Source organism: Pseudomonas sp. FP2300 (genome assembly GCF_030687595.1).
Lineage (GTDB): Bacteria > Pseudomonadota > Gammaproteobacteria > Pseudomonadales > Pseudomonadaceae > Aquipseudomonas > Aquipseudomonas bijieensis.
This window is the reverse complement of record NZ_CP117440.1, coordinates 6,143,896-6,164,835: the sequence shown is the minus strand read 5'-3', so window position 1 is coordinate 6,164,835 and position 20,940 is coordinate 6,143,896. Positions and strand designations below refer to the sequence as shown.

The window sequence follows — 20,940 nt, the reverse complement described above, 5'->3', positions numbered from 1 at the left end:
GATTGCGGTGTGTGAAGACGACACGAACCGAAAGTTCGCATCGCTCACGAACGCAGCACACAAATCTATCGCATACCCATTCGCTGGCACGTGACCGCAAGGCACGCACCGGCTCCCGAATTTCTTGACGACCATAGAGCATTGGAACCACCTGATCCCATCCCGAACTCAGCAGTGAAACGATGCATCGCCGATGGTAGTGTGGGGTTTCCCCATGTGAGAGTAGGTCATCGTCAAGATTAAATTCCGAAACCCCTATCTGCTGACGCAGGTAGGGGTTTTGTTTTGCCCGCAGGAAAGTCATTTTGTGTTTCTATGCAACGGTCGTGCGCATAGCTATCATGCGGGCCTCATTATCAGGGCTCAGTCCGCATGCTCACGTTGCTAAAACTTCTGAAGGATGGTCGCTTTCATTCAGGGCAGGCGCTGGGTGCTGCGTTGGGTATCAGTCGTAGTGCTGTATGGAAGCAATTGCAGCACTTGGAGGCAGAATTAGGGCTGTCTGTTCATAAGGTTCGAGGTAGGGGGTATCAGTTGGCCAAGCCCCTGTTGCTTCTGGATGCCGCTGAGATCTGTGCAAAAGGTCTTCAGGAGTGGCCTGTCCATATCTTTGACTCTATCGACTCTACTAACGCCGAGGCGCTGCGTTTCATCGAGCGCGGGGTGGCGGCGCCATTCATGGTTTTGGCGGAACGACAGATGGCTGGCCGTGGTCGTCGTGGTCGTAAGTGGGTCAGCCCATTTGCCGAAAATCTCTACCACAGCCTGGTGTTACGCATTGACGGCGGCATGCGCCAGATCGAAGGGCTAAGCCTGGTCGTCGGACTTGCTGTCATGCACGCCCTGCGCGATATGGGGATCGCCGAGGCGGGGCTGAAATGGCCCAATGATGTCCTGGTGGGAGAGAAGAAGATCGCTGGCATTTTGCTTGAATTGGTGGGGGATCCTGCGGACGTTTGCCATGTTGTCCTGGGCGTGGGGATAAATGTGAATATGCAATCGACCGATGAGGTCGACCAGCAATGGACGTCCATGTGTCTTGAAGCGAGAAGGGATTTTGATCGAAATGAGTTGGTGGCACGATTGGGTGCGACGCTTCAGCACTATCTAAGGCTTCATCATGCGTCGGGATTTTCCGCAATACAGTCGGAGTGGGAGCAATACCATCTTTGGCAGGGGCGGGCTGTATCCCTGATTGCTGGTGTTAACAAAATTGACGGTATTGTGCTGGGTATCGATCACCAGGGTGCGTTGCGTTTGAAGGTAGAGGGTGTGGAAAAAAACTTTAGCGGTGGTGAGCTCAGTCTGAGGTTGCGTAATGATTCTTGAGCTTGACTGCGGCAATAGCTTTATCAAATGGCGTGTTCTTCAGGCTGACGGAGTGACGCCGGTCGAAGGTGGTGTGGTCGGCTCTGACAGCGATCTGTTGGCAAGTTTGAGCAATGCCGACAAGTTCCAGCTCAAGAAATGCCGTCTCGTTAGTGTGAGAACCCTGGAGGAGACAGACTCCTTGGTCGCCTCTTTGGTGGATGTGTTTGGGGTGTCGGTGGCGCGTGCTGTGCCTGCCCGGGAAATGGCCGGGGTAAGAAATGGCTACGAGGATTACGAGCGGTTGGGGCTCGATCGGTGGCTGGCCCTGCTTGGTGGGTTCCGTCTCGCTTCGGGCGCGTGCCTGGTGCTTGATTTTGGTACTGCCATTACCGCTGATTTTGTGGCGGCGGACGGTGAACATCTCGGTGGATTTATTTGCCCTGGCATGCCCCTGATGCGTAACCAATTGCGTACCCATACGCGAAGAATTCGCTATGACGATATAGCGGCGGAGCGAGCCCATGAGAGTCTCGCTCCAGGTCGTACGACTGTCGAGGCGGTTGAACGTGGTTGCATGCTGATGCTCCGAGGGTTTGTCCTGACTCAACTTGAATTGGCACGGCAGTATTGGGGAAAGGATTTCGTGGTGTTTCTCACCGGAGGGGACGCCAATCTGGTCTCGGGGGTTGTTCCTGATGCCAGGGTAGTGCCCGACCTGGTTTTTGTCGGTTTGGCGATGGCCTGTCCTTTGTCTTGAGGTTTCTATGCGGTGGCTGTTCCTGTTGTTGCTGGTTTTGAATGTCTTCTATTACATCTGGCATCAGCAGGAGGCCCCGCTTCGTGCCAAGGATGTGACTCCGCTGAGTTTGTACCGCGGCTCGCAGCAGGATATTCATCTTTTGAGCGAAACGGCGGATGCACTGGTCAGGCGTGACTTGGGTAAATCGAGTGAAGCGCAAAAAAACTGTGTTTACCTGGGTGGTTTCATTCGTCCGGAGCTGACCAGGCAGTTGGAGCTGCGTTTGGCTGCCTTGGGCGTCGTAGGTCGTCCTGCTGCATCGAGCTCGCCGAATCTCCCTGAGGGTGGGGGATTCTGGATTCAGGTTTCCCAGGAAAGCGCAGGGAAGGTGAATGAATCGTTGCTTCAAAACCTTTCTAAAGAATTCAATGAGTTAAAACATAAAATAATGCCATGCGAAGGGGTTGCACCCGCAGGGTAGTTTGCATAGAATGGCGCCCGCTTCGCAGCGAAGACCTTTAAAGGTAAGCGATACGAAGCGACGTCAACGCAGCTAACCTCAGGTTTTTAATGAGAAAATGCTTGACAGAAGGCTGGCATGATATAGAATGCCGGCTCGCTTAGGAGGGGTTCCCGAGCGGCCAAAGGGATCAGACTGTAAATCTGACGTCTACGACTTCGAAGGTTCGAATCCTTCCCCCTCCACCATTTTTAGCGTGAGCTGCAAGCTCCGCGGGTATAGTTTAGTGGTAGAACCTCAGCCTTCCAAGCTGATGATGCGGGTTCGATTCCCGCTACCCGCTCCAAGTTTGCAGATTGTGCAAAGTGTTTCGCTCTTGTAGCTCAGTTGGTAGAGCACACCCTTGGTAAGGGTGAGGTCAGCGGTTCAAATCCGCTCAAGAGCTCCATATTACAAGGCAGATATGAAAATATCTGCCTTTGTTTTAATGGCTTGTGTGACTCGCTAAATTCTTCTCCTAGGGGTGATTTCGATGGCTAAGGAAAAGTTCGAACGTAATAAGCCGCACGTCAACGTCGGTACCATTGGTCACGTTGACCACGGTAAAACCACGCTGACCGCTGCTCTGACCCGTGTCTGCTCCGAAGTTTTCGGTTCGGCCAAGGTTGACTTCGACAAGATCGACAGCGCCCCGGAAGAGAAAGCTCGTGGTATCACCATCAACACCGCTCACGTTGAATACGATTCGGCCGTGCGTCACTACGCGCACGTTGACTGCCCAGGTCACGCCGACTACGTAAAAAACATGATCACCGGTGCTGCCCAGATGGACGGCGCGATCCTGGTTTGCTCGGCCGCTGATGGTCCGATGCCACAAACCCGTGAGCACATCCTGCTGTCCCGTCAGGTAGGTGTTCCGTACATCGTTGTCTTCCTGAACAAGGCTGACATGGTTGACGACGCTGAGCTGCTGGAACTGGTTGAGATGGAAGTGCGCGACCTGCTGAGCACTTACGACTTCCCAGGTGATGACACTCCGATCATCATCGGTTCGGCTCTGATGGCTCTGAACGGCCAGGACGACAACGAAATGGGCACCACTGCTGTCAAGAAGCTGGTGGAAACTCTGGACAGCTACATCCCAGAGCCAGAGCGTGCTATCGACAAGCCGTTCCTGATGCCAATCGAAGACGTATTCTCGATCTCCGGTCGCGGTACTGTTGTGACTGGTCGTGTTGAGCGTGGCATCGTCCGTATCCAGGAAGAGGTTGAGATCGTCGGTCTGCGCGACACTCAGAAAACTACCTGCACCGGCGTTGAAATGTTCCGCAAGCTGCTCGACGAAGGTCGTGCTGGCGAGAACTGCGGCGTGCTGCTGCGCGGCACCAAGCGTGACGACGTTGAGCGTGGCCAGGTTCTGGTCAAGCCAGGCACCGTCAAGCCGCACACCAAGTTCACCGCGGAAGTTTACGTTCTGAGCAAGGAAGAAGGCGGTCGTCACACTCCGTTCTTCAAAGGCTACCGTCCACAGTTCTACTTCCGTACTACTGACGTGACTGGTAACTGCGAGCTGCCAGAAGGCGTTGAAATGGTAATGCCAGGTGACAACATTCAGATGACTGTTACCCTGATCAAGACTATCGCGATGGAAGACGGTCTGCGTTTCGCTATCCGTGAAGGCGGTCGTACCGTCGGCGCCGGCGTCGTAGCCAAAGTCATCGAGTAAACAGTTGTAATGTCTTTTTCGGGCCGGCATAATGGTCGGCCTGATTTTGTTTTAGGTCAGTAGCTCAATTGGCAGAGCGACGGTCTCCAAAACCGTAGGTTGGGGGTTCGATTCCCTCCTGACCTGCCAGATTCACTCAGTGTGTCTGGCTTTCTTTTCACAGGATCTTCATAGATGACTCCTAAAGCTGAAGCTCAAGGCTCTCGCTTCGATCTGCTCAAGTGGCTAGTGGTAGTCGCTTTGGTGGTTATTGGCGTTGTTGGCAATCAGTATTATTCTGCTTCGCCGATCCTGTACCGCGTACTTGCATTGCTCGCCATTGCTGCTGTTGCTGCCTTTGTAGGCCTGCAGACAGCCAAGGGCAAGTCTTTCTTTGTACTCGCTAAGGAAGCTCGCACCGAGATTCGTAAAGTCGTATGGCCGACTCGCCAAGAAACCACGCAGACCACGTTGATCGTTGTGGCTGTTGTTCTGGTAATGGCGTTGCTGTTGTGGGGGCTTGATTCCCTGCTCGGCTGGCTTGTTTCCTTGATTGTTGGCTAAGGGTGTCCCGTGGCTAAGCGTTGGTACGTTGTGCATGCTTACTCGGGTTACGAGAAGCATGTCATGCGCTCGCTGATAGAGCGCGTAAAGCTGGCTGGCATGGAAGATGGCTTTGGCGAGATTCTGGTCCCCACTGAAGAAGTGGTTGAAATGCGTAATGGCCAGAAGCGCAAAAGTGAACGAAAGTTCTTTCCAGGCTACGTGCTGGTGCAGATGGATATGAACGAAGGGACTTGGCACTTGGTCAAGGATACCCCTCGGGTGATGGGCTTCATTGGCGGTACCGCTGACAAGCCTGCGCCGATCACGGATAAAGAGGCGGAAGCGATTCTGCGTCGCGTCGCTGATGGTAGCGACAAGCCGAAACCGAAGACACTGTTTGAGCCGGGTGAGGTTGTACGTGTCACCGACGGTCCATTCGCTGATTTCAATGGTACGGTTGAAGAAGTTAACTACGAAAAGAGCCGGATCCAAGTGGCAGTGCTCATTTTCGGTCGCTCTACTCCGGTAGAGCTAGAGTTCAGTCAGGTCGAAAAGGTCTGATTGAGCAGGCATCCCAACCCCGCAGCCCAAGGCTGTGGGGTTTTGTCGTCACTGGGATAAACGCGCAAGTAACCGGGGAGCCTTTCGAGGCGTTCGAACCCGTAATTGGAGTGCCTCATGGCCAAGAAAATTACCGCTTACATCAAGCTGCAAGTGAAGGCCGCTCAGGCTAACCCAAGCCCACCCGTTGGTCCTGCTCTGGGTCAGCACGGCGTGAACATCATGGAATTCTGCAAGGCCTTCAACGCCCGTACTCAGGGTCTTGAGCCAGGTCTGCCGACTCCAGTGATCATCACTGTCTACAGCGACCGTAGCTTCACCTTCGAAACAAAAAGCACCCCAGCTTCGGTTCTGCTGAAGAAGGCTGCAGGTTTGACCAGCGGTTCCGCTCGTCCAAACACCGTTAAGGTTGGCACCGTTACCCGTGCTCAGCTGGAAGAAATCGCGAAAACCAAAAACGCGGATCTGACTGCAGCTGATATGGATGCAGCCGTGCGTACTATCGCCGGTTCTGCTCGTAGCATGGGCCTTAACGTGGAGGGTGTGTAATGGCTAAGCTGACCAAGCGTCAAAAGGCTATCGCCGGCAAAATCGAAGCAGGCAAGGCCTACAACTTTGTAGACGCCGCCGCTCTGCTGGCTGAGCTGTCGACTGTCAAGTTCAGCGAGTCGTTCGACGTTGCTGTAAACCTGGGTGTTGACCCACGTAAATCCGACCAGGTCGTTCGTAGCGCTACCGTGCTGCCACACGGCACTGGCAAGACCGTTCGTGTAGCTGTCTTCACCCAGGGCCCAGCAGCTGAAGCTGCTCTGGCTGCTGGTGCTGATCGCGTTGGCATGGACGATCTGGCTGCTGAAATGAAGGGCGGCGACCTGAACTATGACGTAGTGATCGCATCCCCGGATGCCATGCGCGTTGTAGGCCAGTTGGGTCAGATCCTCGGTCCACGTGGTCTGATGCCTAACCCTAAAGTCGGCACCGTAACGCCAGACGTAGCCACCGCGGTTAAAAACGCCAAGGCTGGTCAGGTTCGTTATCGCACCGACAAAAACGGCATCATCCACACTTCCGTTGGCAAGATTGGCTTCGACGCCGTCAAGTTGAAGGAAAACGTTGAAGCCCTGATCGCTGATCTGAAGCGTATCAAGCCAGCTTCTTCGAAAGGTATCTACGTCAAGCGCGTTACCCTGAGCACCACTATGGGCCCAGGTCTGGTCATCGATCAGAGCTCGCTCGACGCGTAAGACTCAGGTTGGCGCAAGTAATTGCGCCAATCAAAAAATTGGGGTCCCTGCCTGGCGGGGGCTGTCCAAGACCGTAGGCGACGCAAGTCTTAAACCACAAGCCTACGCAGATGGTGCTCCCGGTTCCTTACCGAATCAGACACCAAAACGACATTCGGTTTCGACCGAATGAAACGGTAACAAGCAGGAGTTAAACCCGTGGCAATTAAACTCGAAGACAAGAAGGCCATCGTCGCTGAAGTCAACGAGGCTGCCAAAGCTGCTCTGTCCGCTGTCGTGGCTGATGCCCGTGGCGTAACAGTAGGCGCTATGACCGGACTCCGTAAAGAGGCCCGTGAAGCTGGCGTTTACGTACGTGTTGTACGTAACACCCTGCTCAAGCGCGCTGTTGCTGACACTGAATACAGTGTCCTCAACGACGTGTTCACCGGCCCGACCTTGATCGCGTTCTCCACCCAACATCCTGGCGCTGCTGCCCGTTTGTTCAAGGAATTCGCCAAAGGTCAGGACAAGTTCGAGATTAAGGCAGCTGCGTTCGAGGGCAAGTTCCTCGCAGCTAACCAGATCGACGTACTGGCAACTCTGCCGACCCGTGACGAAGCAATTTCCCAGCTGATGAGCGTGATTCAAGGCGCAACCAGCAAATTGGCTCGTACTCTGGCGGCACTGCGCGACCAGAAAGAAGCTGCCGCAGCCTAAGGCTCGACACTCCTTTTCGCGTTTTTTGTTTATTTCGATGGTCGCGTAGGCCGTCCCCCAATCCAGGAATTTAGAGTCATGTCTATCTCTCAAAACGATATCCTCGAAGCCGTTGGCAACATGTCCGTAATGGAAGTTGTTGAGCTGATCAAAGCTTTCGAAGAAAAATTCGGCGTTACCGCTGCCGCTGCTTCCGCTGGTCCAGCTGTTGCTGCTGCCGTTGCTGAAGAGCAAACCGAATTCAACGTCATGCTGACCGAAGCTGGCGAGAAGAAAGTAAACGTGATCAAGGCAGTACGTGAACTGACCGGTCTGGGCCTGAAAGAAGCCAAGGCTGTAGTTGACGGCGCTCCTGCCATGGTTCTGGAAGCTGTTGCCAAAGACGCAGCTGACAAAGCCAAGGCCGCTCTGGAAGAAGCAGGCGCTAAAGTCGAGCTGAAGTAAGCATCGACTTTGCGTCTCCAGCCCGAGCGTTAAGCGACAGGCTGATGGCTGGTGGCTCTTGCCACCGGCCTTTTTCCGTTATTGGCAGCCGACTGGGTCGGTGCCGATAGCGAGCTGTAACCACCCGATGTGGTGGCGCAAACCATGGGGTTTGCACGATTTTCTGGCTGCTCCCGTCGGGAGGGGCCAAACAAGCAGGTGACCAAGCTGGGGAACGCTGATGGCTTACTCATATACTGAGAAAAAACGTATCCGCAAGGACTTTAGCAAGTTGCCGGACGTCATGGATGTGCCGTACCTCCTGGCCATCCAGCTGGATTCGTATCGTGAATTCTTGCAAGCGGGAGCGACTAAAGATCAGTTCCGCGACGTGGGCCTGCATGCGGCCTTCAAATCCGTTTTCCCGATCATCAGCTACTCCGGCAATGCTGCGCTGGAGTACGTCGGTTATCGCCTGGGCGAACCGGCATTTGATGTCAAAGAATGCGTATTGCGCGGTGTTACTTACGCCGTACCTTTGCGGGTAAAAGTGCGCCTGATCATTTTCGACAAAGAATCGTCGAACAAAGCGATCAAGGACATCAAAGAGCAAGAAGTCTACATGGGTGAAATCCCCCTGATGACTGAGAACGGTACCTTCGTAATCAACGGTACCGAGCGTGTAATCGTTTCCCAGCTGCACCGTTCTCCAGGCGTGTTCTTCGACCACGACCGTGGCAAGACGCACAGCTCCGGCAAACTGCTGTACTCCGCGCGCATCATTCCTTACCGCGGTTCGTGGCTGGACTTCGAGTTCGACCCGAAAGACTGCGTATTCGTGCGTATCGACCGTCGTCGCAAGCTGCCTGCATCGGTACTGCTGCGCGCGCTCGGCTATACCACCGAAGAAGTGCTGGACGCGTTCTACACCACCAACGTCTTCCACGTGCAAGGTGAAAACCTCAGCCTGGAACTGGTGCCTCAGCGCCTGCGCGGTGAAATCGCTGTCCTCGATATCCAGGATGACAAAGGCAAGGTTATTGTCGAGCAGGGTCGCCGTATCACCGCTCGCCACATCAACCAGCTGGAAAAAGCCGGGATCAAAGAGCTGCAGGTGCCGATCGACTACGTCCTGGGTCGCACCACGGCCAAGGTCATCGTGCATCCGGCCACTGGCGAAATCCTGGCAGAGTGCAATACCGAGCTGACCACCGAGATCCTGGCGAAAATCGCCAAGGCCCAGGTCGTTCGTATCGAAACGTTGTACACCAACGACATCGACTGCGGTCCGTTCATCTCCGACACGCTGAAGATCGACTCCACCGGCAACCAGCTGGAAGCCCTGGTCGAAATCTATCGCATGATGCGTCCTGGCGAGCCGCCAACCAAGGATGCAGCCGAGACCCTTTTCAACAACCTGTTCTTCAGCCCTGAGCGCTATGACCTGTCTGCGGTCGGCCGGATGAAGTTCAACCGTCGTATCGGTCGTACCGAGATCGAAGGTTCGGGTGTTCTGAACAAGGACGACATCGTTGCGGTCCTCAAGACCCTGGTCGACATCCGTAACGGCAAAGGCATCGTCGATGACATCGACCACCTGGGTAACCGTCGTGTTCGCTGTGTAGGCGAAATGGCCGAGAACCAGTTCCGTGTTGGCCTGGTGCGCGTAGAGCGTGCGGTCAAGGAACGCCTGTCGATGGCTGAAAGCGAAGGCCTGATGCCGCAAGACCTGATCAACGCCAAGCCTGTGGCTGCGGCGGTGAAAGAGTTCTTCGGTTCGAGCCAGCTGTCCCAGTTCATGGACCAGAACAACCCGCTGTCCGAGATCACCCACAAGCGTCGTGTTTCCGCACTGGGCCCAGGCGGTCTGACCCGTGAGCGTGCAGGCTTCGAAGTTCGTGACGTGCACCCGACGCACTACGGTCGTGTATGCCCGATCGAAACGCCGGAAGGTCCGAACATCGGTCTGATCAACTCCCTGGCTGCCTATGCGCGCACCAACCAGTACGGTTTCCTCGAGAGCCCGTATCGTGTGGTGAAAGACGCCCTGGTCACCGACGAGATCGTGTTCCTGTCCGCCATCGAAGAAGCCGATCACGTGATCGCCCAGGCTTCGGCCACGATGAACGACAAGAAAGTCCTGACCGATGAATTGGTAGCTGTTCGTCACCTGAACGAGTTCACCGTCAAGGCGCCGGAAGACGTCACCTTGATGGACGTATCGCCGAAGCAGGTAGTTTCGGTTGCAGCGTCGCTGATCCCGTTCCTCGAGCACGACGACGCCAACCGTGCGTTGATGGGTTCGAACATGCAGCGTCAAGCTGTACCGACCCTGCGTGCCGACAAGCCGCTGGTAGGTACCGGCATGGAGCGTAACGTTGCCCGTGACTCCGGCGTTTGCGTCGTGGCTCGTCGTGGTGGCGTGATCGACTCCGTCGACGCCAGCCGTATCGTGGTTCGTGTTGCCGATGACGAAGTTGAAACTGGCGAAGCCGGTGTCGACATCTACAACCTGACCAAATATACCCGCTCCAACCAGAACACCTGCATCAACCAGCGTCCGCTGGTAAGCAAGGGTGATCGGGTGCAGCGTAGCGACATCATGGCCGACGGTCCGTCCACCGATATGGGTGAACTGGCGTTGGGTCAGAACATGCGCATCGCGTTCATGGCATGGAACGGCTTCAACTTCGAAGACTCCATCTGCCTGTCCGAGCGTGTGGTCCAGGAAGACCGTTTCACCACGATCCACATCCAGGAACTGACCTGTGTGGCCCGTGACACCAAGCTTGGCCCAGAGGAAATCACTGCGGACATCCCGAACGTGGGTGAAGCTGCACTGAACAAACTGGACGAAGCCGGTATCGTTTACGTAGGTGCTGAAGTAGGCGCAGGCGACATCCTGGTGGGCAAGGTCACTCCGAAAGGCGAGACCCAGCTGACTCCGGAAGAAAAACTGCTGCGTGCCATCTTCGGTGAAAAAGCCAGCGACGTTAAAGACACCTCCCTGCGCGTGCCTACTGGCACCAAGGGTACCGTCATCGACGTACAGGTCTTCACCCGTGACGGCGTCGAGCGTGATGCTCGTGCACTGTCGATCGAGAAGACTCAACTCGACGAGATCCGCAAGGACCTGAACGAAGAGTTCCGTATCGTCGAAGGCGCAACTTTCGAGCGTCTGCGTTCCGCCCTGGTCGGCCACAAAGCCGAAGGCGGCGCCGGCCTGAAGAAAGGTCAGGAAATCACCGACGAAGTCCTCGACGGTCTTGAGCATGGCCAGTGGTTCAAACTGCGCATGGCTGAAGATGCTCTGAACGAGCAGCTCGAGAAGGCCCAGGCCTATATCGTTGATCGCCGCCGTCTGCTGGACGACAAGTTCGAAGACAAGAAGCGCAAACTGCAGCAGGGCGATGACCTGGCTCCAGGCGTGCTGAAAATCGTCAAGGTTTACCTGGCAATCCGTCGTCGCATCCAGCCGGGCGACAAGATGGCCGGTCGTCACGGTAACAAGGGTGTGGTCTCTGTGATCATGCCGGTTGAAGACATGCCGCACGATGCCAATGGCACCCCGGTCGACGTGGTCCTCAACCCATTGGGCGTACCTTCGCGTATGAACGTCGGTCAGATCCTTGAAACCCACCTGGGCCTCGCGGCCAAGGGCTTGGGCGAGAAGATCAACCGTATGATCGAAGAGCAGCGCAAGGTTGCTGACCTGCGTAAGTTCCTGCACGAGATCTACAACGAGATCGGCGGCCGCAACGAAGAGCTGGACACCTTCTCCGACCAGGAAATCCTGGATCTGGCGAAGAACCTGCGCGGTGGCGTTCCAATGGCTACTCCGGTGTTCGACGGTGCCAAGGAAAGCGAAATCAAGGCCATGCTGAAACTGGCAGACCTGCCGGAAAGCGGCCAGATGCAGCTGTTCGACGGCCGTACCGGCAACAAGTTCGAGCGCCCGGTTACCGTTGGCTACATGTACATGCTGAAGCTGAACCACTTGGTGGACGACAAGATGCACGCTCGTTCTACCGGTTCTTACAGCCTGGTTACCCAGCAACCGCTGGGTGGTAAGGCGCAGTTCGGTGGTCAGCGTTTCGGGGAGATGGAGGTCTGGGCACTGGAAGCGTACGGTGCTGCATACACTCTGCAAGAAATGCTCACAGTGAAGTCGGACGATGTGAACGGCCGGACCAAGATGTACAAAAACATCGTGGACGGCGATCACCGTATGGAGCCGGGCATGCCCGAGTCTTTCAACGTGTTGATCAAGGAAATTCGTTCCCTCGGCATCGATATCGATCTGGAAACCGAATAACACGTGACGCGAATCGAGAGCGGGGCTGTTTGCCCGCTCTCTGCTCCGCCAGGAGGAAAGGCCTTGAAAGACCTACTGAATTTGCTGAAAAACCAGGGTCAAGTCGAAGAGTTCGACGCTATCCGTATTGGATTGGCCTCGCCTGAGATGATCCGTTCGTGGTCGTTCGGTGAAGTTAAAAAGCCGGAAACCATCAACTACCGTACGTTCAAACCTGAGCGTGACGGCCTGTTCTGCGCCAAGATCTTTGGCCCGGTAAAGGATTACGAGTGCCTGTGCGGTAAGTACAAGCGCTTGAAGCATCGTGGTGTGATCTGCGAGAAGTGCGGCGTTGAAGTTGCGCTGGCAAAAGTTCGTCGTGAGCGCATGGCGCACATCGAACTGGCCTCGCCAGTTGCCCACATATGGTTCCTGAAATCGCTGCCGTCCCGTATCGGCCTGCTGATGGACATGACCCTGCGCGATATCGAACGTGTTCTCTACTTCGAGAGCTATGTCGTTATCGATCCAGGCATGACCACCCTTGAAAAAGGTCAGCTGCTCAACGACGAGCAGTACTTCGAAGCGCTGGAAGAGTTCGGCGACGATTTCGATGCCCGCATGGGTGCCGAAGCTGTCCGCGAACTGCTGCACGCTATCGACCTGGAACACGAGATTGGCCGCCTGCGCGAAGAAATTCCGCAAACCAACTCCGAAACCAAGATCAAGAAGCTGTCCAAGCGTCTGAAGTTGATGGAAGCCTTCCAGGGCTCCGGCAACCTGCCAGAGTGGATGGTGCTGACCGTTCTGCCGGTTCTGCCGCCAGACCTGCGTCCACTGGTTCCGCTCGATGGCGGTCGTTTCGCGACTTCCGACCTCAACGATCTGTATCGTCGAGTGATCAACCGTAACAACCGCTTGAAGCGCCTGCTCGATCTGTCCGCTCCGGACATCATCGTGCGCAACGAAAAGCGTATGTTGCAGGAAGCGGTCGACGCACTGCTCGACAACGGTCGTCGTGGCCGCGCTATCACCGGTTCCAACAAGCGTCCTCTGAAATCCCTGGCTGACATGATCAAGGGTAAGCAGGGTCGTTTCCGTCAGAACTTGCTCGGTAAGCGTGTTGACTACTCCGGTCGTTCGGTAATTACCGTAGGCCCGACCCTGCGTCTGCACCAGTGCGGTCTGCCTAAGAAAATGGCTCTGGAACTGTTCAAGCCGTTCATTTTCGGCAAGCTGGAAATGCGTGGTCTGGCGACCACCATCAAAGCGGCCAAGAAAATGGTCGAGCGCGAGCTGCCAGAGGTCTGGGACGTTCTCGCTGAAGTGATTCGCGAACACCCAGTGCTGCTCAACCGTGCACCGACCCTTCACCGTCTGGGTATCCAGGCGTTTGAACCGGTACTGATCGAAGGTAAGGCTATCCAGCTGCACCCGCTGGTCTGTGCTGCGTACAACGCCGACTTCGACGGCGACCAAATGGCCGTGCACGTACCGCTGACACTGGAAGCCCAGCTGGAAGCTCGTGCGTTGATGATGTCGACCAACAACATCCTGTCGCCAGCCAACGGTGAGCCAATCATCGTTCCGTCGCAGGACGTTGTATTGGGTCTGTACTACATGACTCGTGAAGCGATCAACGCCAAGGGCGAAGGTCGCGTGTTCGCGGATCTGCAGGAAGTTGACCGTGTGTTCCGTGCTGGCGAAGCCGCACTGCATGCCAAGGTCAAGGTGCGGATCACCGAAACCGTCAACGATCGTGATGGCGGCAGTGTGACCAACACTCGTATCGTCGACACCACTGTCGGCCGTGCGCTATTGTTCCAGGTTGTGCCAAAAGGTCTGTCGTACGACGTCGTCAACCTGCCGATGAAGAAGAAGGCGATCTCCAAGCTGATCAACCAGTGCTACCGCGTGGTTGGTCTGAAAGAGACCGTGATCTTCGCTGACCAGTTGATGTACACCGGTTTTGCCTATTCGACCATTTCCGGCGTTTCCATCGGTGTTAACGACTTCGTTATCCCGGATGAAAAAGCCCGCATCATCGGTGCTGCCACCGAAGAAGTGAAAGAGATCGAAAGTCAGTACGCTTCCGGCCTGGTAACCCAGGGCGAGAAGTACAACAAGGTGATCGACCTCTGGTCCAAGGCGAACGACGAAGTATCCAAGGCGATGATGGCCAACCTCTCGAAAGAGAAAGTCATCGACCGTCATGGCAACGAAGTCGACCAGGAATCCTTCAACTCGATGTACATGATGGCCGACTCGGGCGCACGGGGTTCTGCTGCGCAGATCCGTCAGCTCGCCGGTATGCGTGGCCTGATGGCCAAGCCGGACGGCTCCATCATCGAGACCCCGATTACCGCGAACTTCCGTGAAGGTTTGAGCGTACTCCAGTACTTCATCTCCACTCACGGTGCTCGTAAGGGTCTTGCGGATACCGCGTTGAAAACGGCGAACTCCGGTTACCTGACTCGTCGTCTGGTAGACGTTGCCCAGGATCTGGTCGTGACCGAGATCGATTGCGGCACCGAACATGGCCTGGTAATGACTCCGCACATTGAAGGCGGTGACGTTGTAGAGCCGTTGGGTGAGCGCGTATTGGGTCGTGTCATCGCCCGTGACGTATTCAAGCCTGGCACCGAGGACGTGATTGTTCCTGCCGGTACCCTGGTTGACGAGAAGTGGGTCGAGTTCATCGAGCTCAACAGCATCGACGAAGTGATCGTACGTTCGCCGATCAGCTGCGAAACCCGCTACGGCATCTGCGCCAAGTGCTACGGTCGCGACCTGGCTCGTGGTCACCAGGTGAACATCGGTGAAGCGGTCGGCGTTATCGCTGCCCAGTCCATCGGTGAGCCGGGTACCCAGCTGACGATGCGTACGTTCCACATCGGTGGTGCTGCAAGCCGGACCTCCGCGGCCGACAGCGTCCAGGTGAAGAATGGCGGTACTGTCCGCCTGCACAACCTCAAGCACGTAGAGCGCGTGGACGGTCACCTGGTGGCAGTATCGCGTTCCGGTGAGCTGGCGATCGCTGACGACTTCGGTCGTGAGCGCGAGCGTTACAAGCTGCCTTACGGTGCTGTGATTTCGGTCAAGGAAGGTGACAAGGTCGACGCTGGCGCAATCGTGGCCAAGTGGGACCCGCACACCCACCCGATCGTGACCGAGATGAAAGGTACCGTGACCTACGTGGGCATGGAAGAAGGCATCACGATCAAGCGTCAGACTGACGAATTGACCGGTATGACCAACATTGAAGTACTCGATGCAAAAGATCGTCCAGCTGCCGGCAAGGACATCCGTCCAGCCGTGAAGATGGTCGACGACAACGGCAAGGATCTGTTGCTGCCAGGCACTGACGTAATCGCTCAGTACTTCCTGCCAGCCAACGCCCTGGTCGGTGTTGCGGACGGTGCGCGGATCGCGATCGGTGATGTTATCGCCCGTATCCCGCAGGAAACTTCGAAAACCCGCGACATCACCGGTGGTCTGCCGCGTGTTGCCGACTTGTTCGAAGCCCGTCGTCCGAAAGAAGCCTCGATTCTGGCTGAAGTCAGCGGCACCATCGCGTTCGGTAAAGAGACCAAGGGCAAGCGCCGCCTGGTCATTACCCCGAACGACGGTAGCGATCCGTACGAAGAGCTGATTCCGAAGTGGCGTCACCTGAACGTCTTCGAGGGCGAACAGGTAAACCGCGGCGAAGTTATCTCCGACGGCCCGAGCGATCCACACGACATCCTGCGTCTGCTGGGTGTGAGTGCGCTGGCCAAGTACATCGTGAACGAGATCCAGGACGTTTACCGTCTGCAAGGCGTGAAGATCAACGACAAGCACATCGAGACCATCCTGCGTCAGATGCTGCGTAAGGTCGAGATCGCTGAATCCGGCGACTCGAGTTTCATCAAGGGCGACCAGATGGAACTGACTCACGTGCTGGTGGAAAACGAGCGCCTGGCGACCGAAGACAAGTTCGTCTCCAAGTTCACTCGCGTGCTGCTGGGTATCACCAAGGCGTCGTTGTCCACCGAATCGTTCATCTCGGCGGCTTCCTTCCAGGAAACCACCCGCGTACTGACCGAAGCGGCGGTAACCGGCAAGCGCGATTACCTGCGCGGCCTGAAAGAAAACGTGGTTGTGGGTCGTCTGATCCCGGCCGGTACCGGTTTGGCCTATCACAGCGAGCGCAAGCGTCGCCGTGATGCTGACAAGCCGTTGCGCGTAAGCGCCAGTGAAGTGGAAGCTGCACTGACCGAAGCACTGAACTCGAGTGGTAACTGAGTTCTGCGGTAATTGAGTGCCTGGCCCTGGTCACCCCGTTCGGCGGATCGAGACAAATTGTCGAGATCCGGCGGGCGGGGAGGTCGGGGCCTTGCCTTGACTGGGGACAAGATCCTCTTTAGACTCTTGATCCCCTAAATTTGGCGGGAATTCGTTCCTGCCATTTTGCTTTTCTTGTAAGACAATAGCGTCGCAAGACAACAGTGGAGCTAGTAGATGGCAACTATCAACCAGCTGGTACGTCAGCCGCGTAAGCGTATCGTCGAGAAATCCGACGTACCTGCGCTGCAGAACTGCCCGCAACGTCGTGGCGTATGCACCCGTGTGTATACCACTACGCCGAAAAAACCTAACTCGGCACTGCGTAAAGTATGCCGTGTGCGTCTGACCAACGGTTTCGAGGTTTCCTCGTACATCGGCGGTGAAGGCCACAACCTGCAAGAACACAGCGTGGTACTGATCCGCGGCGGTCGTGTAAAAGACTTGCCAGGTGTTCGTTACCACACCGTTCGCGGCTCTTTGGATACCTCCGGCGTTAAAGGTCGTAACCAAGGTCGTTCGAAGTACGGTACCAAGCGTCCGAAATAATCGGCCGTTTTGCAGTTTTTAATTTTATTGAGTCGATAAGAGTAAGGTCGGGCACGCATCTGCTGTCCCGGGCTAACCTGAAGACCGTTTGAGGGCTTATCAATGCCAAGACGTCGCGTAGCAGCCAAACGTGAGATTCTGGACGATCCGAAATACGGAAGCCAGATTCTCGCCAAGTTCATGAACCACGTAATGGAAAGCGGCAAGAAAGCCGTTGCCGAGCGTATTGTTTATGGCGCACTGGACAAAGTTAAGGAACGCAAGAACAGCGATCCCCTGGAAATCTTCGAGAAAGCTCTCGACGCCATCGCTCCGCTGGTCGAAGTGAAGTCGCGCCGTGTAGGCGGTGCTACTTACCAGGTTCCGGTCGAAGTTCGTCCGTCCCGTCGTAACGCCCTGGCAATGCGCTGGTTGGTAGACTTCGCCCGCAAGCGCGGCGAGAAGTCCATGGCTCTGCGTTTGGCTGGCGAACTGTTGGACGCTGCTGAAGGTAAAGGTGCTGCAGTTAAGAAGCGTGAAGACGTGCACCGTATGGCTGAAGCCAACAAGGCTTTCTCGCACTACCGCTTCTAATTTTAGCGTCACTCAATTTGCGAGGGCTTTATGGCTCGTACTACACCGATTAACCGCTACCGTAACATCGGTATCGTTGCTCACGTGGATGCTGGTAAAACCACCACCACCGAGCGCGTCCTTTTTTACACTGGCAAAAGTCACAAGATGGGCGAGGTGCATGATGGCGCCGCGACCACCGACTGGATGGTCCAGGAGCAGGAGCGTGGTATTACCATTACTTCTGCTGCCATCACCGCCTTCTGGAAGGGTTCCGAGAAGCAGTACCCGCACGAGCATCGCTTCAACGTTATCGATACCCCGGGCCACGTAGACTTCACCATTGAAGTTGAGCGTTCCCTGCGTGTACTCGACGGCGCTGTCGTTGTGTTCTGTGGTACTTCGGGTGTTGAGCCTCAGTCGGAAACCGTATGGCGTCAGGCCAACAAATACGGTGTCCCACGTCTTGTTTACGTAAACAAGATGGACCGTGCTGGTGCCAACTTCCTGCGCGTGATCGGTCAGATCAAGCAGCGTCTGGGTCACACTCCGGTGCCGATCCAGCTGGCTATCGGTTCCGAAGACAACTTCCAGGGTCAGATCGATCTGATCAACATGCAAGCGGTCTACTGGAACGACTCTGACAAAGGTATGGTCCCTGTTCGCAAGGACATTCCTGCTGAGTTGCTGGAAGAAGCCGAGAAGTGGCGTGGCAACATGGTTGAGGCTGCGGCCGAAGCCAACGAAGAGCTGATGAACAAGTACCTCGAGGGTGAAGAACTCACCAATGAGGAAATCAAGGCTGCTCTGCGTCAGCGTACCATCGCTGGTGAGATCGTCCTGGCTGTTTGCGGTTCTTCCTTCAAGAACAAGGGTGTTCCCCTGGTTCTCGACGCCGTTATCGACTTCCTGCCTGCTCCTACCGACATTCCTGCTATCAAGGGTTCCAACCCTGATAACGAGGAAGAGGAAATGGAGCGTCACGCAAGCGACGACGAGCCGTTCGCGGCCTTGGCGTTCAAGATCGCTACCGACCCATTCGTGGGTACCTTGACCTTTGTTCGAGTTTACTCGGGCGTGTTGGCTTCCGGCGACGGCGTGATCAACTCGGTAAAAGGCAAGAAAGAGCGTGTGGGTCGTATGGTGCAAATGCACGCAAACGCCCGCGAAGAAATCAAGGAAGTGCGCGCTGGCGACATCGCGGCCTTGATCGGCATGAAGGATGTCACCACTGGTGAAACCTTGTGCAACGCTGACAAGCCAATCATCCTGGTTCGCATGGACTTCCCGGAGCCGGTTATTTCGGTTGCCGTTGAGCCTAAGACCAAGGATGACCAGGAAAAAATGGGTATCGCTCTGGGCAAGCTCGCTCAGGAAGACCCGTCTTTCCGCGTCAAGACTGATGAAGAGACCGGTCAAACGATCATCTCCGGCATGGGCGAGTTGCACCTGGACATCCTGGTTGACCGGATGCGCCGTGAGTTCAACGTCGAAGCCAACATTGGTAAGCCTCAGGTTTCCTATCGTGAGCGCATCACGAAGAGCTGCGAAATCGAAGGCAAGTTCGTTCGCCAGTCCGGTGGTCGTGGCCAGTTCGGTCATTGCTGGATTCGTTTTGCACCAGCTGACGAAGGTCAGGAAGGTCTGCAATTCTTGAACGAAGTCGTAGGTGGTGTGGTTCCTAAGGAATACATCCCGGCGATCCAGAAGGGTATCGAAGAGCAGATGAAGAACGGCGTTGTCGCCGGCTATCCGCTGATCGGCCTGAAGGCGACCGTGTTCGATGGTTCTTACCATGACGTCGACTCCAACGAGATGGCGTTTAAGGTGGCTGCCTCCATGGCAACCAAGCAACTGGCCCAGAAGGGCGGTGGTGAGTTGCTTGAGCCGATCATGGCGGTAGAGGTCGTTACGCCTGAAGACTACATGGGTGATGTCATGGGCGACCTTAACCGTCGTCGTGGCATGATTCTGGGTATGGAAGATACGGTTTCCGGCAAGGTGATTCGTGCCGAGGTTCCGTTGGGTGAAATGTTCGGTTACGCAACCGACGTTCGTTCCATGTCTCAGGGTCGCGCAAGCTACTCTATGGAATTCAAAAAATACAATACAGCTCCGTCGCATATCGTCGAGACTGTTACCAAAAAGCAAGGCTGATTCAGCCCCTTTAAGCTAGGAGTTAATTGTCGTGGCTAAAGAAAAATTTGAACGGAACAAACCGCACGTCAACGTTGGCACCATCGGTCACGTTGACCACGGTAAAACCACGCTGACCGCTGCTCTGACCCGTGTCTGCTCCGAAGTTTTCGGTTCGGCCAAGGTTGACTTCGACAAGATCGACAGCGCCCCGGAAGAGAAAGCTCGTGGTATCACCATCAACACCGCTCACGTTGAATACGATTCGGCCGTGCGTCACTACGCACACGTTGACTGCCCAGGTCACGCCGACTACGTAAAAAACATGATCACCGGTGCTGCCCAGATGGACGGCGCGATCCTGGTTTGCTCGGCCGCTGATGGTCCGATGCCACAAACCCGTGAGCACATCCTGCTGTCCCGTCAGGTAGGCGTTCCGTACATCGTTGTCTTCCTGAACAAGGCTGACATGGTTGACGACGCTGAGCTGCTGGAACTGGTTGAGATGGAAGTGCGCGACCTGCTGAGCACTTACGACTTCCCAGGTGATGACACTCCGATCATCATCGGTTCGGCTCTGATGGCTCTGAACGGCCAAGACGACAACGAAATGGGCACCACTGCTGTCAAGAAGCTGGTGGAAACTCTGGACAGCTACATCCCAGAGCCAGAGCGTGCTATCGACAAGCCGTTCCTGATGCCAATCGAAGACGTATTCTCGATCTCCGGTCGCGGTACTGTTGTGACTGGTCGTGTTGAGCGTGGCATCGTCCGTATCCAGGAAGAAGTTGAGATCGTCGGTCTGCGCGACACTCAGAAAACTACCTGCACCGGCGTTGAAATGTTCCGCAAGCTGCTCGACGAAGGTCGTGCTGGCGAGAACTGCGGCGTGCTGCTGCGCGGCACCAAGCGTGACGACGTTGAGCGTGGCCAGGTTCTGGTCAAGCCAGGCACCGTCAAGCCGCACACCAAGTTCACCGCAGAAGTTTACGTTCTGAGCAAGGAAGAAGGCGGTCGTCACACTCCGTTCTTCAAAGGCTACCGTCCACAGTTCTACTTCCGTACTACTGACGTGACTGGTAACTGCGAGCTGCCAGAAGGCGTTGAAATGGTAATGCCAGGTGACAACATTCAGATGACTGTTACCCTGATCAAGACCATCGCGATGGAAGACGGTCTGCGTTTCGCTATCCGTGAAGGCGGTCGTACCGTCGGCGCCGGCGTCGTAGCCAAAGTCATCGAGTAAGTCTCTTATATAGAGTCAGCTTGATGAGTTGAAAAAGCCCCCGCTAAGCGGGGGCTTTTTTATTGGGTTGACACCTATCAGGGGCGTCTATAGAATTGCGCCTCCTTTTAACGGGCGTATTGCGCCCGGTGGGAATAGCAGCCGGAGTCTGA

General features: G+C 55.7%; 16 protein-coding genes, 4 tRNA genes and 1 rRNA gene. All 21 read left to right on the top strand.

All coding sequences use genetic code 11. From position 1 onward, the window contains the following. The first annotated feature begins 123 nt into the window (after window positions 1–123). The 21 genes from rrf (at window position 124) to tuf (PSH86_RS27405) (ending at window position 20,788) form a co-directional block, all read left to right on the top strand. A 5S ribosomal RNA gene (gene rrf, locus PSH86_RS27505) occupies window positions 124–239 on the top strand. A gap of 133 nt (window positions 240–372) precedes the next feature. Further along, on the top strand, window positions 373–1,329 hold the full coding sequence (gene birA, locus PSH86_RS27500) for a bifunctional biotin--[acetyl-CoA-carboxylase] ligase/biotin operon repressor BirA (protein ID WP_025569668.1): 957 nt from the start codon (window positions 373–375) through the stop codon (window positions 1,327–1,329). Then, window positions 1,319–2,068, top strand: a complete 750-nt coding sequence (locus PSH86_RS27495) for a pantothenate kinase (protein ID WP_305486234.1) — start codon at window positions 1,319–1,321, stop codon at window positions 2,066–2,068. The genes birA and PSH86_RS27495 overlap by 11 nt, the downstream gene beginning before the upstream one ends. A gap of 7 nt (window positions 2,069–2,075) precedes the next feature. Beyond that, window positions 2,076–2,531, top strand: a complete 456-nt coding sequence (locus tag PSH86_RS27490; protein ID WP_109756662.1) for a hypothetical protein — start codon at window positions 2,076–2,078, stop codon at window positions 2,529–2,531. Between the two features lie 142 nt (window positions 2,532–2,673). Continuing rightward, window positions 2,674–2,758 (top strand) — tRNA-Tyr (locus PSH86_RS27485). 24 nt (window positions 2,759–2,782) lie between these two features. Beyond that, window positions 2,783–2,856: transfer RNA gene (locus tag PSH86_RS27480), tRNA-Gly, on the top strand. 26 nt (window positions 2,857–2,882) lie between these two features. Beyond that, window positions 2,883–2,958, top strand: a tRNA-Thr gene (locus PSH86_RS27475). A gap of 84 nt (window positions 2,959–3,042) precedes the next feature. Further along, a complete protein-coding gene (gene tuf / locus PSH86_RS27470; protein WP_003186103.1) occupies window positions 3,043–4,236 on the top strand; it encodes an elongation factor Tu in 1,194 nt (397 codons plus the stop codon). Between the two features lie 53 nt (window positions 4,237–4,289). Further along, window positions 4,290–4,365: transfer RNA gene (locus PSH86_RS27465), tRNA-Trp, on the top strand. Window positions 4,366–4,410: 45 nt separating this feature from the next. Continuing rightward, the gene (gene secE / locus PSH86_RS27460; protein ID WP_003206102.1) at window positions 4,411–4,779 is read left to right on the top strand and encodes a preprotein translocase subunit SecE; all 369 of its coding nucleotides are present in this window, start codon (window positions 4,411–4,413) and stop codon (window positions 4,777–4,779) included. Window positions 4,780–4,788: 9 nt separating this feature from the next. After that, window positions 4,789–5,322: a transcription termination/antitermination protein NusG gene (gene nusG / locus PSH86_RS27455; RefSeq protein ID WP_010443972.1), complete on the top strand. Its 534-nt coding sequence runs from the start codon at window positions 4,789–4,791 to the stop codon at window positions 5,320–5,322. Between the two features lie 117 nt (window positions 5,323–5,439). Then, complete coding sequence (gene rplK / locus PSH86_RS27450; protein WP_003176435.1) at window positions 5,440–5,871, top strand: 50S ribosomal protein L11; 432 nt, start codon at window positions 5,440–5,442, stop codon at window positions 5,869–5,871. Continuing rightward, entirely contained in the window at window positions 5,871–6,566 is a 696-nt protein-coding gene (rplA, locus tag PSH86_RS27445) for a 50S ribosomal protein L1 (protein ID WP_003186095.1), read from the top strand. The genes rplK and rplA overlap by 1 nt, the downstream gene beginning before the upstream one ends. A 198-nt stretch (window positions 6,567–6,764) precedes the next feature. Then, complete coding sequence (rplJ, locus tag PSH86_RS27440) at window positions 6,765–7,265, top strand: 50S ribosomal protein L10 (RefSeq protein ID WP_003206099.1); 501 nt, start codon at window positions 6,765–6,767, stop codon at window positions 7,263–7,265. Between the two features lie 78 nt (window positions 7,266–7,343). Beyond that, the gene (gene rplL, locus PSH86_RS27435; RefSeq protein ID WP_007970414.1) at window positions 7,344–7,709 is read left to right on the top strand and encodes a 50S ribosomal protein L7/L12; all 366 of its coding nucleotides are present in this window, start codon (window positions 7,344–7,346) and stop codon (window positions 7,707–7,709) included. Window positions 7,710–7,929: 220 nt separating this feature from the next. Beyond that, a complete protein-coding gene (rpoB, locus tag PSH86_RS27430; RefSeq protein ID WP_109756660.1) occupies window positions 7,930–12,003 on the top strand; it encodes a DNA-directed RNA polymerase subunit beta in 4,074 nt (1,357 codons plus the stop codon). A gap of 63 nt (window positions 12,004–12,066) precedes the next feature. Next, window positions 12,067–16,266 carry a DNA-directed RNA polymerase subunit beta' gene (gene rpoC, locus PSH86_RS27425; RefSeq protein ID WP_109756659.1) on the top strand — a complete coding sequence of 1,400 codons (4,200 nt, stop codon included), beginning with the start codon at window positions 12,067–12,069 and terminating at the stop codon, window positions 16,264–16,266. 216 nt (window positions 16,267–16,482) lie between these two features. Then, on the top strand, window positions 16,483–16,854 hold the full coding sequence (gene rpsL / locus PSH86_RS27420; RefSeq protein ID WP_003186084.1) for a 30S ribosomal protein S12: 372 nt from the start codon (window positions 16,483–16,485) through the stop codon (window positions 16,852–16,854). A 102-nt stretch (window positions 16,855–16,956) separates the two neighbouring features. Beyond that, window positions 16,957–17,427 (top strand): 30S ribosomal protein S7, encoded by a 471-nt coding sequence (gene rpsG, locus PSH86_RS27415; RefSeq protein ID WP_003186074.1) that lies wholly within the window; start codon window positions 16,957–16,959, stop codon window positions 17,425–17,427. Window positions 17,428–17,457: 30 nt separating this feature from the next. Next, window positions 17,458–19,563 (top strand): elongation factor G, encoded by a 2,106-nt coding sequence (gene fusA / locus PSH86_RS27410; protein ID WP_109756658.1) that lies wholly within the window; start codon window positions 17,458–17,460, stop codon window positions 19,561–19,563. A 31-nt stretch (window positions 19,564–19,594) separates the two neighbouring features. Further along, window positions 19,595–20,788: an elongation factor Tu gene (gene tuf / locus PSH86_RS27405; RefSeq protein ID WP_003186103.1), complete on the top strand. Its 1,194-nt coding sequence runs from the start codon at window positions 19,595–19,597 to the stop codon at window positions 20,786–20,788. Window positions 20,789–20,940 lie beyond the last annotated feature (152 nt).